This window comes from Plantactinospora sp. KLBMP9567 (genome assembly GCF_033446045.1).
GTDB lineage: Bacteria > Actinomycetota > Actinomycetes > Mycobacteriales > Micromonosporaceae > Plantactinospora.
On the sequence record NZ_JAWQRR010000010.1, the window covers coordinates 105185 to 121022 of the forward strand.

Here is a 15838-nt window from a genome sequence, read left to right on the forward strand (position 1 = left end):
GACGCGGGAGCCCCCGCCACCTGTCCGGTGGCGGGGGCTCCCGCCGTGTCCCTGGTTCGCGGTGGTGCCCGTCCGGCTCAGCCGATCGCCAGGTCCCGGCGGCGGAACGTGGCCAGGCCGAGCCCGGTCAGCGCGACCGCGACGGCGAGCAGCACCAGCAGTGGGGTGGCGCTCGGGTCGGCGGCCGGCACCGCCGGCAGGTGGGTGAACGGCGACAGGTTCAGCACCGGCTGCGGCAGCTCCAGCAGCACGCCGAGCTGGCCCAGCAGGACGCAGAGCAGGAAGACCGACCAGGACAGCGCCACCGACAGTCGGGGCAGCAGCCCGAAGAGCACCACCACCAGGCCGGCGAGGACCAACGCCGCCGGCGCCTGGACCAGTCCGGCCACGGTGAGCCGGGCCACCTCGCCGGGCACGTCGCCGCTGACCAGGCCGTAGCCCAGCCCGGTGCTGGCGCCGGCCAGCGCCAGCAGGACGACCGCGCCGAGCGCGGCCCAGAGCAGATGGCTGAGCAGCCAGCGGGGCCGGCTGACCGCCGTGGCCAGCACTCCCTCCAAGGTTCCGGCCGCCTCCTCGGTCCGCAGCCGCAGCACCGCCTGCACCGCGAAACCGGCCACCGCGAGCGCGAACATCGCCATCATGGTGCCCAGGAACGCGTCGACCAGCTCCTCGGTGCCGCCGAGCTGGGCGATCAGCTCGCTGGCGGCCTCGTTCTCGCCGACGAAGCTGTCCAGTTGGTCGCCGACCGAACCCATCGACAGCCCCATCACCACGACGCCGATCGCCCAGCCGAGCACCACGCCACGCTGCAACCGCCAGGCCAGGCCGCCCGGGCTGAGCAGCCCGCTGGCCGCCGCTGCCGGCCCGCGGCGGACCGCCAGTACCCCGCTGCCCAGGTCGCGGTGGGCGGTCAGCACGAACGCCGTACCGACGGCGAGCAGCGCGAACCCGGCCGTCAGGGCCAGTACCGGCCAGCGGTTGCCGCCGAACGGCTGGACCTGGTTGGCCCAGCCGAGCGGGGAGAGCCAGGACGGCCAGGCGCTGACCACCCCCATCCCGTCGGCCGTGACGGTCCCCCAGGCGTCTCCGGCGGCCCGGAGCAGGAAGGCGAGCCCGACGGCGGCCGCCGCCATGCCGTTCGCGCCGCGCGCCGTACCGGCAATCTGGGCGGTCACCGCGGCGACCGCCGCGAACGAGACCCCGATCCCGGCGATCGCCGCGCCGAGGGCGAGCGAGCCGGCCGCCGGAAGATCACCGGCGACCAGCACCAGGGCGAGCAGCAGCCCGCTGACCAGGTTGGCGGCCACCGTGGTGAGCAGGGCTGCGGTGAGCGGGGCGTGCCGGCCGACCACCGCCGAGCCGAGCAGTTCGGCCCGGCCGGTCTCCTCGTTCTGCCGGGTGTGCCGGACCACCGCGAAGGTGCTGAGTAACGCGGCGAGCAGGGCCAGCATCGTGTACGCCTCGGCGGTGACCACCGACCCGAGACTCGGTCCGGAGACCGGGCCGTTGAACGCCCGCGCGACCACGCTGGCGGCGCTGGTGGTGGCGTAGCCGATCCGGTCGGATTCGGTGCCGTAGATGCCGGAGACGCTCTGCGCGACCGCGGCGCCGACCGCCGGCAGGGCCAGCGCCCAGACCAGGAGCTTCACCCGGTCCCGGCGCAGCGCGAGCCGGGTCAGCCGGGCGGTGCCGGTGAACGCGGTCATCGGGCACCCGCCGGCACCGGGCGCCGGGCGGCGTCGGTCTCGGATCCGTCGCCGTAATGCCGCATGAACAGCTCCTCCAGCGTCGGCGGCGTACTGGTCAGCGCCCGTACGCCGAACCGGACGAGGTGGGCCAGCACCGGGTCGAGGGTGCCGGACTCGACCTCGAACCGGGTGGTCGAGCCGGAGACGGTCACCGCGTGCACCCCGGCCAGGTCGGCGAGCCCGTCCACCGGGCGTTCCGTCTCGACCGCCATCGGGGTCCGGGTCAGGTGGCGCAGTTCGGCCAGGGTCCCGGACTCGACCGTACGGCCGGCCCGGATGATGCTGACCCGGTCGCAGAGCGCCTCCACCTCGGACATCACGTGGCTGGAGAGCAGGACGGTCTTGCCCGCGTCGCGCATCGCGGCGACGTACTCCCGGAAGACCGCCTCCATCAACGGGTCCAGCCCGGAGGTCGGCTCGTCGAGCACCAGCAGTTCGACGTCCGAGGCGAACGCGGCGACGATCGCCACCTTCTGCCGGTTGCCCTTGGAGTAGGTGCGGCACTTCTTGGTCGGATCGAGGTCGAAGCGCTGCAACAGCTCGTCCCGGCGGGCCCGGTCCAGGCCGCCGCGCAGGGCGCCGAAGAGGTCGATCGCCTCCCCGCCGGAGAGGTTGGGCCAGAGGTTCACGTCGCCGGGCACGTACGCCAGCCGGCGGTGCAGCGACACGGCGTCCCGCCAGGGATCACCACCCAGTACGCCGACCTCGCCCGCGTCCTTGCGGAGCAGGCCGAGCAGGATCCGGATGGTGGTGGACTTGCCCGCCCCGTTCGGCCCGAGGAACCCGTGCACCTCACCGGACCGGACGGTCAGGTCCAGTTCGTCCAGCGCGCGGGTGGCCCCGAAGGTCTTCACCAGGCCGGCCACCGAGATCGCGGTCATGACGCTCCCTTGTTAGTTGCCGATTCCACGTCGTCCCCAGCCTGGACGGCGCGTCGAGCCAGATCGTGACGGTGCCTCGGTCCCCAGTGTACTGACCGATGGTAGGACGACCGTCACAGATTCCTGATCGACGGTCAGTGGCCGGTACGCTGGGCGGATGGACCGCCCGCCCGCCCCCGACACCCGGAGCCGGATCCTGCGTACCGCCCTCGACCTGTTCGGGGCGCAGGGTTACCAGCGCACCTCGCTGCGGCAGATCGCCGACCGGCTGGGACTGACCAAGGCGGGCATCCTCTACCACTTCCCCAGCAAGGAGCACCTGCTGGTGGCGCTGGCCGAGCCGCTCGTCTCCGACCTGGAGGCGGCCCTGGACCGGGCGGCCCGGCTGCCCTGGCCGGCGGCCCGCTGGGCGGCACTGGAGGGCTGGCTCGACACGCTGCTGCGACATCGCCGTCCACTGGGGACGCTCTATCACGACATGACGCTGCTGGCCCGGGGCAGCACGTACGCGCGGATCATGCGGCTCGCCACCCAGGCGTACGACCTGGTCGCCGGGCCGGGCGCGACCCGGCTGGAGCGGATCCGCGCCATCCAGGCGACCGCGATGCTCGGCGACCCGATCGTCTTCTTCGCCGACATGCCGGACGACGAACTACGGGCGGCGCTGCTCGACGGGGCCGTCCGGCTTCTCCGCGACCCGGCACCGCCATCCGGTGGGCCGGCACCGGCCGGGACGGCTCCGCCCGCCCGACCGGACGAACCGGAGCCGGCCGCGCCACCCCTTGTACCAGCCAGGACGTCCGAGGTGGCGCCGGTCGGCGACGCGCGGCGCGGCGGCACCGGCCCGGTGCCGGGAGCACGTACCGGCCGGGCCGACGAGCTGTCCGGAGGGCGGCAACCCGGCCCGGAGGGCGGGGCAGGAGGCCGGCACCCGGGTCCGGAGCGGGTCCGGCCCGGCCGTCGGCGCCGGGCGGGGCGACCGCCCGGGCTCAGTGCCGAACAGGTGCGGACGGCCCGGGCGATGCACGGCGACGGCCTGCACACCGTGGACCAGATCGCCGCCAGCCTGGGCGTCTCCCGGGCCACCCTCTACCGGCACCTGCGGGTCACCGATCCGACCCACCCCGAGCCATAACGAGACGGTTTCCAATACTAATTCGAGACGATTTTGCGACAGCCGGAGCAGGGGTCACCGTCAGCCAGGCCGGAGCTCTGGCCGCAGTCGGTATCAGAGCGCCGGATCCTGCGGATCGAGGCCGTGCAGCGGAAAGACCGCCTTGCGGGTCGCCATGATCGCCCGGTCCACCGCGTCCGGCTCGCCGGTCGGCTGCCACGGCTCGTACGAGCCGTCCGCCTCATCGGTCATCCGCAGCGGTACCTCACGCTCCGGACGGCGGGCCTTGGCCAGCGCCCGCCAGGCCGGCGGAGTCAGCGCGGCCGGGTCGACCGGGTCACCGGTGGCCACCGCGAGCAGGTGCGTCCAGGCCCGGGGCACCACCTCGACCAGCGCGTAGCCGCCACCGCCGGTGGCCACCCAGCGCCCCTCGCAGAGTTCGTCGGCCAGCGCACGCAGTGCCAGATAGCTCGCCCGCTGCCCGTCCACGCTCAGCCGCAGATCGGCCAGCGGATCGAGCCGGTGGCTGTCCGCACCGCACTGGGTGACCAGGATCTGCGGGCGGAACGCGCGCAGCAGTGCCGGAACGGTGGCGTGGAAGCCACGCAGCCAGCCCGCGTCACCGGTGCCGGGTGGCAGCGGCAGGTTGACCGCGCTCCCCTCGGCCCCCGGACCGCCGGTCTCGTCGGAGAACCCGGTGCCGGGAAAGAGCGCCAACGGCGTCTCGTGCAGGCTGATCGTCAACACCCGGGGGTCGGTGTAGAAGACCTCCTGCACGCCGTCACCGTGGTGCACGTCGACGTCCACGTAGGCCACCCGCTCGGCGCCGAGGTCGAGCAGTCGGGCGATGGCCACCGCCGGGTCGTTGTAGACGCAGAACCCGGCCGCCCGGCTGGGCATCGCGTGGTGCAGTCCACCGGCCACATTGACCGCCCGCCGGGCCTCACCCCGCCAGACCGCCTCGGCCGCCGCCAGGCTCGCCCCGGCCACCAGGGCGCTGGACTCGTGCATCCCGTCGAAGATCGGGTTGTCCGGCGTACCGAGGCCGTATCCGGAGAAGAGCGGGTCGCTCGGCGCCGCCCGGACCGCGTCGAGGTAGTCCGGCCGGTGTACCCGGGCCAGTGCCGTGTCGTCGGCCGGGGTGGGCGCCACCACGCGTACGCCGGGGCGGTCCAGGATGCCGAGTTCCCGGGCCAGGGCCAGGGTCAGTTCCACCCGTACCGGGTCGAGTGGGTGGTCACCCAGGTCGTACGTCAGCAGGCTCTCGTCCCAGACCACCACCGTGTCGTCCGACATGGCGTTCATCGTCGCACGGCGACCGACGACCACCCGCGACCACGTACCCGGAGCGCCGCGCGCCGCTGCCGTGACCCGACGGGCTCAGGAGCCGGCCGGCGCCGGGTCGGTGCCGAGCGCGACCGGCCGCTCCGGATCGGTGATCCAGTGGCTCCACGACCCGACGTAGAGGGCCGCCTCGGGATATCCGGCCCGGTGCAGGGCGAGCACCGCCTGCGCGGCGGTCACCCCGGAGCCGCAGTAGGCGCCGACCCGCACCCCGGGCCGGACGCCCGCCTCGGCGAACCGGGCCCGCAGCGCCTCGGCGGCCGGCAACCGGCCGTCCACCCCGACGTACTCGGTCGCCGGCACGTTCACTGCACCGGGAATGTGCCCGGCTACCGGGTCGACGGGCTCGGTCTCACCCCGGTAGCGCGCCGCCGTCCGAACGTCGACCAGCACCCCGTCCGCCGCCATCTCGGCGGCCGAGCCGGCATCCAGCACCGGCATGCCCCCCGGGCGTACGGTCACGTTCCCCGGCGTCAGTGCCGGCGGCTCGGTGGTGACCGTCAGCCCGGCCCCGGCCCACGCCGGGAAGCCGCCGTCGAGCACCCGGACCTCGGCATGCCCGGCCCAGCGCAGCGTCCACCAGGCCCGGGCCGCCGCCATCCCGTCGCCGCCGTCGTAGACCACCACCGGCCAGCCGGCCCGGACGCCGGCCGCGCGGAGCACCCGCTGCAACGCCGCCGGGTCGGGCAGCGGATGCCGGCCACCCTCGCCGGGCGGCCCGGACAGCTCGGTGTCCAGGTCGACGAAGACCGCGCCGGGGAGATGCCCGGCCAGGTAGTCCGTGCGGCCGGGCGGCCCGACGAGCCGCCAGCGGACATCCAGTACGACCGGCGGCTCGGCGGACGCCAGTTCGGCGGCGAGCCCGGTCACGTCGACGAGGAGGTCACCCGGTACGGACACGGCGTCCAGTCAACACCATCCGGCACGGAAGCGCCCGGCTCGGCGACACTGAATATCGGTGCCCCGAGGTACCATCGTGACCGGGAGGACCACTGACGTGAACGACCTAGTCGACACCACTGAGTGCCGGTATATCGTCGAGGGTGGGTGTTGATCTTGAACGACCTAGTCGACACCACCGAGATGTACCTGCGCACCATCCTCGAGCTGGAAGAGGAGGGGGTGCCGCCGCTGCGCGCCCGGATCGCCGAGCGGCTGCGCCAGAGTGGTCCGACCGTCAGCCAGACCGTGGCCCGGATGGAGCGCGACGGCCTGCTGACCGTCGAGGACGACCGGCACCTCCAGCTCACCGCGCTCGGCCGGACGCAGGCGATCTCGGTGATGCGCAAGCACCGGCTGGCCGAACTCCTGCTCGTCAACGTGATCGGGATGCCCTACGAGGAGGCCCACGAGGAGGCCTGCCGCTGGGAGCACGTGATGAGCGACTCGGTGGAGAAGAAGGTCTACGAGCTGCTCGACCGGCCCACCCGGTCGCCGTACGGCAACCCGATCCCGGGGCTGGAGGCGCTGAGCCCCAACCCGGACGTCACGGTCGAAACAGTCACCGAGGGTGAGCGCAATCTCGCCTTCCCCGGCCTGAGCGGTCCGGTGGTGGTCCGCCGGATCTGCGAGAGCGTCCAGAAGGACGGCGACGTGTTGCGGCAGTTGCACGCTGCCGGAGTCGACCCGGGCGCGATGGTGACGGTGGCCCAGGAGCGGGACGGGGTCACCATCGACCGCTCCGGCGACAAGGTACGGCTGCCCCGAGAGGTCGCCTCCCGGGTCTTCGTCGCCGCGCACTGACGCGCAGCCGCACCGCCTGCACACCAAGCGCGGCCGCCCGACCTCCCCGGCGGGGCGGTACACCCTACCGCGCCCGATCCGACCCACCGGCCGGCTCCGGCTCACCCGCCGACTCCGGCCCGCCCATGGTCAGAGGCTGCTGGTGTCGATCTTCTTTGCCAGGTTGATCAGCTTGGGCGCGAGAGCGTCGGCCTGGGCCTCGTCCTCCCCGGTCGCGAAGGTGAAGCGGAGGCTGACCAACCGGCCGTTGCCGGCGAGCCAGCCCACCTCGACCGCACTTCCGACGCTCTTCGTCGGGGCCGTCGTGGCACGGTAGGCGGCCTTGCCGAGCCCCTTGACGGTCTTGCCGCCGCTCGGAACGACCTCGTCGGCGAAGATCGACGCGTCGGCCGTGGTCGGGGTCACCGACAGCGTGAGTTCGGGTCGGGCCTCGGCCTCGCCACGCAGCACGCAGGTGTCCGTCTTGCCGTGCCGGCTCGCCGCCGCCACCTCGAACCTGATGCCGATAGCCTGCTCAATCGCCGGATACTCCAGTAGCTGGCAGGCACCGCCGGCCGCCGACGCCGGCAGCCGGACCACCTTCGGCGCCGGCCCGACCGACTGCGGCGCGGCCTCCTCGGCACACCCGGCGAGCAGCAGCAAACCGGCACCAATCAGGCAGAGTCGTCCGCGCACCTCGCACCTCCCACCCGCCCGGCCCGAGCGCCGGGGAATCCGTCGGACACCGTACGGGTTCGACGCGCCCGGCGAAACCCCGCGTCCCGCCCGTCGCCCGCACGGCCCCGGTGAACAGCTCGCCCGCGCCGCTCCCGCCCGCACGGCTCCCGCCCGTCGCCCGCCCGCACGGCTCCTCCCCCGCTGCTCGCCCGCACGGCTCCTCCCCCGCTGCTCGCCCGCACGGCTCCTCCCCGCTGCTCGCCCGCACGGCTCCACCCCGCCGCTCGTTCCGGCCGAGCACGACCATCCGGAACCGGTCCGGGTTGCGGGGCCTGCTCGATCGTCTTGGAAAACGCGGTGGCAGCGTGGCCGAACGGGGTGGGCCCGGCTCAGCCGGTCGGTGGCACCGGGTCGTCCAGGTACGGGCAGTGCCGGCAGCCGCGCCCGCAGCAGGTGCCGCGCCGGGCCAGAAACCCGGCGGTGAGCACGAAGAGCCCGGTGCCCGGGTCGGGATAGCCCGCCTCGCCGGCCGCGAGCGCGCCGGCGTGGGCGGCGAGGATCCGCTCCCGGTCCGGGTACGTCAGCGGGAGCCGGGACGGGTGCGGCTGGTCGAGCGGTCGGGGTGCCAACGGCAGGCGCCGTCCCCTCGTCTGCTCCCCCGGACCGTCCATCGCGCCGACCCTACGACAACCCGCCGGCCGCCCTGGCCAGCGGCTGGTTCCCCGGCCCGGACGAGGCCAAATTCGGTACCCGAACACCAAGATCAACGGTAGCGTTGCCAACCGTCTCCCGGCGCGGTCGACCGAAGACGGCGGCCGCGTTGCGGGCCGAGGCCAGCGGAGGCCACGAGCCGTACCGACGGGTGGATCGGTGACCCAGCAACTGGCACGACCCTCGACGCCCGGGACGGCGGAGCAGCCCTCGCTGTGGCGCAACCGGAATTTCATGCTGCTCTGGAGTGGTCAGACCGTCAGCGAGCTGGGGACCAGAATCTCCGGGATCGCCGTACCGCTGCTCGCCGCCAATGACCTGCGGGCCAGCGTGTTCCAGATCTCCCTGCTCACGACGCTCGCCTGGTTGCCGTACCTCTTCTTCTCGCTGCCGGCCGGGGTCCTCGCGGACCGGGTCGACCAGCGGCGGGTGATGATCGTCTGCGATCTGGGCCGGATGGCGCTGATGCTGTCGTTGCCGGTGGTCGCCCTGCTCGGCGGGCTGACCCTGGGCTACCTGTACGCGGTCGTCGGGCTCTCCGGCGCACTCACCGTGCTGTTCACGGTGGCCTACCGGAGCAGGCTGCCCGGGCTCGTACCCGCCGGCCAGCTCGTCGATGCGAACGGCAAGCTCGGGATGAGCCAGGAGTTCGCCGAACTCGTCGGGGTGAGCCTCGGCGGCGCGCTGATCGCCCTCGTCGGCGCCGCCAGGACCTTCGTCGGCAACGCGCTCGCCTTCCTGGTGAGCGCGGTGACGCTCGCCCTGCTCCGGCCCGGGCCGGGCGGCCGGCGAGGTGCCGGGCGGACCGAGGACCGGGTGCCGCTGCGGGTCGCGCTCACCGGTGGGCTCGGCTTCATCCGGCGGCAACGGATCCTGCTCGGCATCCTGGCCTGCACCACCACCTCGAACTTCTTCGTGATGGCGTCGGGTTCGATCGAGATCACCTTCATGGTCCGGGAGCTGCACGCCACGCCGGTACTGGTCGGCCTGGTCTACGCGGGAAGCGCCCTCGGCGGCCTGGCGGCCGGTGCCGCCGCGCGGCGGCTGTCCAGGCGGATCGGGTCCGCCCGGATCATCTGGGTCGCCATGGCCGCGCCCGGACCGCTCTACCTGCTGCTGCCGCTGGCCCGGCCGGGTTGGGGGCTGCTGCTCTACGGAATCGGCCTGGCCGCCTTCTCCGCAAACACGGTGCTGTTCAACGCTGCCGCGATGTCGTACCGGCAGCGGGTCACTCCGGCCGGGCTGCTCGGCCGGGTCAATGCGGCGTTCCTCTGGGTCTGCTACGGCGTCATCCCGCTCGGCGCCCTGTTCGGCGGCGTACTCGGCAGCCAGCTCGGACTGCGCCCGGCACTCTGGATCTGTGTGCTCGGCACCTGGAGCGCCGCGCTCTTTGTCGTCTGCTCACCGCTGCGCCGGATGCGGGACATGCCGGTGACGTGACGGCCGCTACTGGGTGTTCGACCGCGCCGCCGGAACGGAAGGCCTGGCACCGGTCCGCACCGCCCTGCTGGCGACCGGGCATCGAGGATCGGGGCTATCCGAACCAGACCATCGCCTGTCCGTGCCCCCGGGTCCAGGCGAGCGGCCCGCCGTTCAGTGCGAGCACGTTGTAGAACGCGTCGCTCGGCGGCTCCGGCAACCCGTCGTAGGGCAGCACCTCCGGAGCCTCGTTCGCGATCCAGTGGCCGGGCAGCCCGCGTACCAGCTCGACGAACGCCTGCCGGCGTGGCGCCGGCACCTGGTAGAGCACCGCGGTGTGGAAGACGACCAGGGTCGCGCCGGGCGGCGCCTGCGCGGCCAGCGCCGGTAGGTCGTCCACCAGGTCGCCCCGGACCAGCAGCGGCGGCTCGGCCACGGCGACCGCCGCCGCGGCCACCAACCGGGCCCGCCGGTGCGCGTGCTCCGGCCAGATGGTGGCCTCCAGCCAGGCAACGTCGGCGGGATCGGTCACGTCCAGCGGGTTCAGGTCCAGACCGGCCCGCCACACCACCTCGGGCAGCCGGGTCGGCGGCGCCACTGCCGTGGCCGCGCAGTCGAGCAGCGGCTCGCCGTTGCCGACGAGGTGGTCGCCGTAGCGGTAGGCGTAGCGGTCCGGGTAGAGGCAGAGCCCTGCGGAGGCGCCGACCTCCAGCAGCGCGAGCGGCTGCGGCAGGGAGTTGAGTACCGGCAGCAGCAGCGCACACCGGCCGGCCTCGTTGGTCTGGGTGGCCCGGGTACGCACCTGCGCCGCGATCGCCGGCCAGTTCGCCACCGTGTACTCGTGGAACGCGGCCGGGTCCTCGACCGGACCGCCGAGCAGCCGTACGACTCCGAACAGCAGGTTCGGTTGCTGCTTGGCGGGCGGCAGCGTACCGATCAGGTCGAGCAGCTCGTCGTCGCGGGAGACCGCGAGGGAGAGCCGCTCGTACGCGGGCGACACCCCCCGCGCCTCACGGGTGCCGAACTCGACGTAGCGGGTGGCGATCGTCATTTCCCGATGATCGCATCCGGCCCGGCGCCGTCCGCCCTGATGGCTGGCTGGGGCCGGCAGTTCCGGCCCTGGCCGCGCCCGGTGACGCGCGGGCCCGCGGGGTCGTAGTAGATCTCTCCGCTTCGGTGGCCGGTGTCGGGGCCCGACCATGTTCGCCTCGCCCTCATCCGTCCCGGTCAGCGCACACCCGATTTCGCCTTGCAGGACAAGACAATGACCGGGCGCCTGGCCCGCTGGCCGGGGCGCCGGCAGTCCAGATTCCAACCCCCGGCGCACACGGCCGCCGATCAGGTCCCCGTCGCGGCGACCGCCCGGCCCCTTACGGGATCGGGCGGTCGCTTCCTCTTCAGCCGATGGCCGGCGCCGCAATCCACACGTCGCGGATCACCAGCCCCCAGCCATCGTCGTCATCGAGCAGTTCGGCGTTGCCACAGGTGCGATTCGGCCCGGTACTGGTGCAGTGAGTTGATCTCAACAAGGATCCGGGCTCAGGTTGGGATGACACGGGCATCGCGTCCATAACGGATGGTCCAGAGACAGAGCGTGGGGCCCTCGGTAGACAGGTTCTTGCGACGGAATCTGATCTACCAGGAAGGACCCCACGTGATTGCCTATCGTGCCATCCTCGACGTCCCCAGGGAACTCGTGCAGTACGTGGCACGGCTGCTACGCGCCGAGCGTCGCGCGGTCGGCACTCGACCGGGTACCCGCGCTCTGACCTGCTTCTACCAAGCACTCCTGGTGCTGGTGTGGTTTCGCAAGGGTGAGGACAAGACCATCCTCGGGGCCGGGTCCGGAGTGTCGAGAGCAACCGCCTACCGGTACGTCGCCGAGGCCGTACGCGTCCTGGCGACGCAGACACCCACCCTGCACGACGCCCTGCGACGAGTAGCCGCCGACGGCTGGTCACACGTGATCCTCGACGGGAAGCTGTTCGACACCGACCGGCTTGCCGAGACGACCACCAGCGTGAAAGGCGAGACGATCGACGCCTGGTACTCCGGGAAACACCGCGACTTCGGCGCGAACATCCAGGCCGTGATCCGCCCGGACGGACTGCCGATCTGGACCTCCGACGCGATGCCCGGACACCTACACGACCTGACCTGCGCCCACCACCTCGACGTCACCGGCGCCCTGTACTGGGCGGCATCGCAACTCCACCTACCGACCCTTGCCGGCTCCGGCTACGAAGGCGCCGGCCAGGGCATCCACACCCCGTACAAGCAACCCGCCGACAGCCGCCGGCCGCATAAACCCCGTGTCCAGGATCCGGGGGCAAGCCCCAACTCCACCAGATGCGTGACGTAACTGTGGCGTAGGCAATGCAGGTCAAGCTCGGAAGGCAGGCCGGCGGCGCCACGGGCGACCTCGAACGCCGCGTTGATCCTCCGCCGCGCCAATCGACTGCAGCGCTCTGTAACCCACATGGCGGGGTGGGCACCGGGTGAGAAGGCCGGCCGAACTTCACCCAGCCAGTGCTCCAGCACAGGAACGATCCAGTCCATCTCCGGAATGGTCACACAGTCCGGCGCTTCGGCGGGCTGCCGTTCGAAGACTTCCCATACCGGACGAAGACCGCTCCGTACCGCCCGAATGCCGGTGTCTTCGGGTTGTGCCGGAGGTCAGCCAGATCCAGGCCCCACGCCTCTCGACGACGAAGGCCGAACGCGTAGATCGTCTTCAACAGCGCGGCGTCCCGCAGCGCGGCCAGCGCACCCTTGCGGCCCCGCGAACGGATCGCTCCCCAATCAGCTGCCCGTCTCGTTGATATTGAGGCACCCCGTCTGGAATGACATCCTCTGCGCCATGAGCAACGACGCGGCTGATATATGGGACCAGCACGCAGCGACCTTCGACGACGAGCCGGACCATGGCCTGCGCGACCCGACGGTCAGGGACGCTTGGATCGCTCTACTCATGCCGGTCCTTCCGGACCCGCCGGCATCGATCGTCGATCTCGGCTGTGGGACTGGCAGCCTGTCGATCCTTCTGGCTCAAGCGGGACATGATGTCCACGGTCTCGACAGTTCGCACCGCATGCTCGATGAGGCCCGCGGTAAGGCAAGCCGACTCGGCGTCGCCGTGACGCTGCATCACGGCGACGCTTCACGGCCGCCGTTCCAGCCCGCCTCGTTCGATGTCGTTCTGGTCCGGCACGTGCTCTGGGCGTTGCCGGATCCAGCGAGCGCCCTGGCGCACTGGGTCACCCTTCTGCGGCCTCAAGGCCGGTTGGTGCTGATCGAAGGGCGCTGGATGACTGGCGCCGGGCTGTCCGCGGCCGACTGCACCGCCCTGCTGCGGCAGCACCGCAAGGAGATAGGTCTGCAAGTCCTGGACGACCAAGCCCTGTGGGGCAGGGCCATCACGGACGAGCGATACCTCCTGCTCAGCCGCCGCTGATTACGAGCAGGCCCTTCCGAGAGCGACGAGGGACAGCGAATGGCCTGGGTGTTGGACGACGCCCCGGCGGTCAGGCGGGGGAACGGGTGCATGCTGCTTTGGAGCCAGCAGAAGAGTGGATCGTAGGAGCTGTTCTCCGGTTTGTAGTCGATGCGAGGTGCTGCATGATGTCGCGCCGGAGCTGGCGGATTCGGCGCCTATCGGCGGTGTGGGTGAGTTCCCGCGAGTGTGGCATGGCCAGCACATGGGCGAGACCGACGGTTTCGGGGTAGGTCACGACCGGTGTGATCGGGTCGCCGGGCGGGATCCTGCCGGTCAGCGGGTTGCGGCCGAGCAGGGCGTGGACCAACGGTTTCCTGCGGTCGCTGTGGATCCCGTGGCGTGCCCAGAAAGCGGTAATATCGGCGGCTTCGGTAAGGGCGTCGGCTGTTGCTTGGCGGCCGTTGTGTCGAACCAGCCGGTAGTGGCGGCGTTGGGCATGAAGGATGTCGGGCAGGTGGTGGACGTCGTACTGAAGGCCGTGGTGAGTGCGAACGGGTGGGCCGAGCCAGATCAGGTGGCGTGGGCAGAGCGTGATCTCGGCGGGTTTCCAGGTGATGGCGAAGATGAACGCGCTGCGCAGGCCGGCGCAGCGCCAGCAGATCGTGCGGCGCACGTGCACGGGCAGCGGTGGGCCGGTGTTGCGGTCGATGCCGGGCCGTAGTTCGGGCAGCGCATGGATGAGGATGTGCGGGGATCTGCCGGTCACGGCGGCTAACTCGTCGACGGTGATCGGGGTGTGTCGGCGGGTGCCGGTCAGGTGCCGCCGCGACCGTCCGAGTCGCCAGATCGATGATCCAGCTCAGCTCGACCCGATCGACCACCCCGTTGTCCAGCACCACCCGCACGTCCAACGGTGTGGAGTCGATCTGCATCCACTCACCCGGACGCACCGCGGTGACGGTGCCGAACGGGCCATCCGGCCGCTGGGCCAGCGACCGGCGGGTGCGGGCCGACCCGAAGGTGTGCCTGCCCGTCGAGATCCGCTCGGCCAGCCGGTAGAACGTCGCCCGGGCCGGCATCACCGACGCCGGGTCGACACCGCCGTCGGCCAGGATCTGCTCCACCCTGCGCCGCAGCCTCGCGACCGTCCCAGTCGACCGGTTCGTCTCCTCGGCCACGGCCTGACCGATCGCCCGCAGGACCCGCTCGTCGGTCCGGGCGCCCGGCCTGCGGGCAGCCCGCTGATCGACCAAGCCCAGACACCGCGTTTCTCGTAGGCCAGCCGAAGCCGCTGCAACGTGCTCAGCGGCACCATTCGCCCGTCATCGGCCAGCTCACGCACCTTGGCCAGCTCCCGCTGCCGCAGCGAACGGGTGCTCGGGTCGAACTCCGGCCGCGGTCGCGTCTCTCGCCCGGTGTCCGGTGGGACACCCGTGATCACTTCGACGATGTGGCGTTCCCACCAGCGTGCCTGCTCCACCACGTCTGCGGGCAGGCTGTCCAGCAGTCCTTGTGGGGGCAACGCGGCCGCAGTTCGTGTCACCAACTGGAATCCGGGGGCGCGCAGCAGGTCCGCCAACGCGATGTTGGACTCCGCCCCGGTCACATCGACCAGCTGGGATGTTGGACTCCGCCCCGGTCACATCGACCAGCTGGGCGTGGGGTCCGGACAGGCCAGCCACGGTGTATCCGGCGTCGTCGACCCGAACCTCGTCGCCCACCCGCAGGCCCGGTGGTCGTGACACCGTCACCGGTCGCCTCCGCGCGCGCCGACCACCGACGACCCGCACAACGCGGTGGACATCAGGTCCTGGTCGACGTCCCTGTCCACAGCAGGTGGAACAACGACGGCAGCACCGCGATCCGGTCCCCGACCGCCTCCGCCCCGGCCAGCAGCGGCATCGGCTCGGTGAATACCTCCACCAGGCGGACACGGTGCTCCTCCCGCAGACACCGAGGATGCCGATAGCCCGCCAGCCAGCGCACATTCGCCGCCAGTACCGGATCCAGCGCGCCCACTCGACGATAGGCCCAACCCACGGACCCACACGCGGCAGCAGTTGCCTCGAACGCCTCAGCGTCCTCCGGCGCGATCCGGTCATCCGCGCAGACATCGACCACCACACCACGACCATCGGTCAACCGCGCGAAGAAGTCCGGAGCGTGCCGACGGATCCTGCCGCCCGACGACCACAACAGCCAGAACGGCTGCGCCGCGAACGCCTCCACCCGCGGTGAAAAGTCGAGCATCATCAGCTGATCGCGCTCCAGCCACGACTCGAACCCGACGTGTCGGCCCACCGACGCGGCGAAGTAGTAACCCGAGCAACTCCGCTGGCCTTGATAGGACGGGAAGCGGCGCACCGGAGACACATCCTCAAACCTGGTGCTCCAGCACACGCCCAACCCGCCCTGGCGCTCAACGCCGCCAGCCTCGTCCACGTCCAGGTAGCGCAGCTCGAACCCGCTCGCCTGCCGGGCATCGGCAACCGCCACTGCGGCAACGCTGGCCATAGCACACCGTAAACAAGCGTGCCTCAAACAATGAGACGACGCGCCGAATGCCTCAGATCAGAGCGACTAGCTCGACATCAGCGAGACGGGACAACGGGTACTGGTTGGAAAACTCGACAAGCCGGCGCACCAACGCCACCCGCGCCGAGATGGTGTCCGCCTTCAAGAACCGAGCACGCTGCGTCTCCCAGCCCTCCACCATCGCGACGAACACCGCCGCCGCCGGATCAAGATGGACAACCCCATCAGGCAGCAGCGCCACCGCAGAACC

General features: G+C 71.8%; 16 protein-coding genes. 6 read left to right on the forward strand and 10 right to left on the reverse strand.

Features of this window, described 5'->3' with window-relative positions; all coding sequences use genetic code 11:
* Positions 1 to 77 precede the first annotated feature (77 nt).
* Entirely contained in the window at positions 78 to 1706 is a 1629-nt protein-coding gene (locus R6Y94_RS08190) for an anibiotic ABC transporter (RefSeq protein WP_318395173.1), read from the reverse strand.
* The gene (locus R6Y94_RS08195) at positions 1703 to 2629 is read right to left on the reverse strand and encodes an ABC transporter ATP-binding protein (RefSeq protein WP_318395174.1); all 927 of its coding nucleotides are present in this window, start codon (positions 2627 to 2629) and stop codon (positions 1703 to 1705) included. Before R6Y94_RS08195 ends, R6Y94_RS08190 begins: the two co-directional genes overlap by 4 nt.
* Positions 2630 to 2786: 157 nt before the next feature.
* Between R6Y94_RS08195 and R6Y94_RS08200 the strand changes: the two genes are divergently transcribed.
* Positions 2787 to 3764, forward strand: a complete 978-nt coding sequence (locus R6Y94_RS08200) for a TetR family transcriptional regulator (protein ID WP_318395175.1) — start codon at positions 2787 to 2789, stop codon at positions 3762 to 3764.
* Between the two features lie 93 nt (positions 3765 to 3857).
* On the opposite strand, the gene R6Y94_RS08205 is transcribed toward R6Y94_RS08200, so the two are convergent.
* Positions 3858 to 5039 (reverse strand): acetoin utilization protein AcuC, encoded by a 1182-nt coding sequence (locus R6Y94_RS08205; protein WP_318395279.1) that lies wholly within the window; start codon positions 5037 to 5039, stop codon positions 3858 to 3860.
* 84 nt (positions 5040 to 5123) lie between these two features.
* Complete coding sequence (locus tag R6Y94_RS08210) at positions 5124 to 5987, reverse strand: sulfurtransferase (RefSeq protein ID WP_318395176.1); 864 nt, start codon at positions 5985 to 5987, stop codon at positions 5124 to 5126.
* 147 nt (positions 5988 to 6134) lie between these two features.
* Between R6Y94_RS08210 and R6Y94_RS08215 the strand changes: the two genes are divergently transcribed.
* Positions 6135 to 6830 (forward strand): metal-dependent transcriptional regulator, encoded by a 696-nt coding sequence (locus R6Y94_RS08215; protein WP_412102710.1) that lies wholly within the window; start codon positions 6135 to 6137, stop codon positions 6828 to 6830.
* A gap of 129 nt (positions 6831 to 6959) precedes the next feature.
* Here R6Y94_RS08215 and R6Y94_RS08220 read toward each other — a convergent pair whose 3' ends face one another.
* Together R6Y94_RS08220 and R6Y94_RS08225 are read right to left on the reverse strand one after the other, a co-directional pair.
* Positions 6960 to 7505 carry a hypothetical protein gene (locus R6Y94_RS08220; protein WP_318395177.1) on the reverse strand — a complete coding sequence of 182 codons (546 nt, stop codon included), beginning with the start codon at positions 7503 to 7505 and terminating at the stop codon, positions 6960 to 6962.
* 371 nt (positions 7506 to 7876) lie between these two features.
* Entirely contained in the window at positions 7877 to 8158 is a 282-nt protein-coding gene (locus R6Y94_RS08225; protein ID WP_318395178.1) for a DUF5522 domain-containing protein, read from the reverse strand.
* Between the two features lie 199 nt (positions 8159 to 8357).
* Here R6Y94_RS08225 and R6Y94_RS08230 point away from each other — a divergent pair, with 199 nt between their 5' ends.
* Positions 8358 to 9638 carry an MFS transporter gene (locus tag R6Y94_RS08230; RefSeq protein ID WP_318395179.1) on the forward strand — a complete coding sequence of 427 codons (1281 nt, stop codon included), beginning with the start codon at positions 8358 to 8360 and terminating at the stop codon, positions 9636 to 9638.
* A 94-nt stretch (positions 9639 to 9732) separates the two neighbouring features.
* Here R6Y94_RS08230 and R6Y94_RS08235 read toward each other — a convergent pair whose 3' ends face one another.
* Positions 9733 to 10668 (reverse strand): DUF2332 domain-containing protein, encoded by a 936-nt coding sequence (locus R6Y94_RS08235; protein WP_318395180.1) that lies wholly within the window; start codon positions 10666 to 10668, stop codon positions 9733 to 9735.
* Between the two features lie 603 nt (positions 10669 to 11271).
* Here R6Y94_RS08235 and R6Y94_RS08240 point away from each other — a divergent pair.
* On the forward strand, positions 11272 to 11979 hold the full coding sequence (locus R6Y94_RS08240; RefSeq protein ID WP_318395181.1) for a transposase family protein: 708 nt from the start codon (positions 11272 to 11274) through the stop codon (positions 11977 to 11979).
* A gap of 498 nt (positions 11980 to 12477) precedes the next feature.
* Entirely contained in the window at positions 12478 to 13071 is a 594-nt protein-coding gene (locus tag R6Y94_RS08245; RefSeq protein WP_318395182.1) for a class I SAM-dependent methyltransferase, read from the forward strand.
* Positions 13072 to 13141: 70 nt separating this feature from the next.
* Here R6Y94_RS08245 and R6Y94_RS08250 read toward each other — a convergent pair whose 3' ends face one another.
* Positions 13142 to 13819, reverse strand: a complete 678-nt coding sequence (locus tag R6Y94_RS08250) for a hypothetical protein (RefSeq protein WP_318395183.1) — start codon at positions 13817 to 13819, stop codon at positions 13142 to 13144.
* Positions 13820 to 13902: 83 nt separating this feature from the next.
* On the opposite strand from R6Y94_RS08250, the gene R6Y94_RS08255 reads away from it, so the two are divergent.
* Positions 13903 to 14112 (forward strand): hypothetical protein, encoded by a 210-nt coding sequence (locus R6Y94_RS08255; RefSeq protein WP_318395184.1) that lies wholly within the window; start codon positions 13903 to 13905, stop codon positions 14110 to 14112.
* Between the two features lie 744 nt (positions 14113 to 14856).
* Here the strand turns inward: R6Y94_RS08255 and R6Y94_RS08260 are convergent.
* Positions 14857 to 15567 carry a TnsA-like heteromeric transposase endonuclease subunit gene (locus R6Y94_RS08260; protein ID WP_318395185.1) on the reverse strand — a complete coding sequence of 237 codons (711 nt, stop codon included), beginning with the start codon at positions 15565 to 15567 and terminating at the stop codon, positions 14857 to 14859.
* Between the two features lie 52 nt (positions 15568 to 15619).
* Complete coding sequence (locus R6Y94_RS08265) at positions 15620 to 15829, reverse strand: hypothetical protein (protein ID WP_318395186.1); 210 nt, start codon at positions 15827 to 15829, stop codon at positions 15620 to 15622.
* Positions 15830 to 15838: the final 9 nt, after the last annotated feature.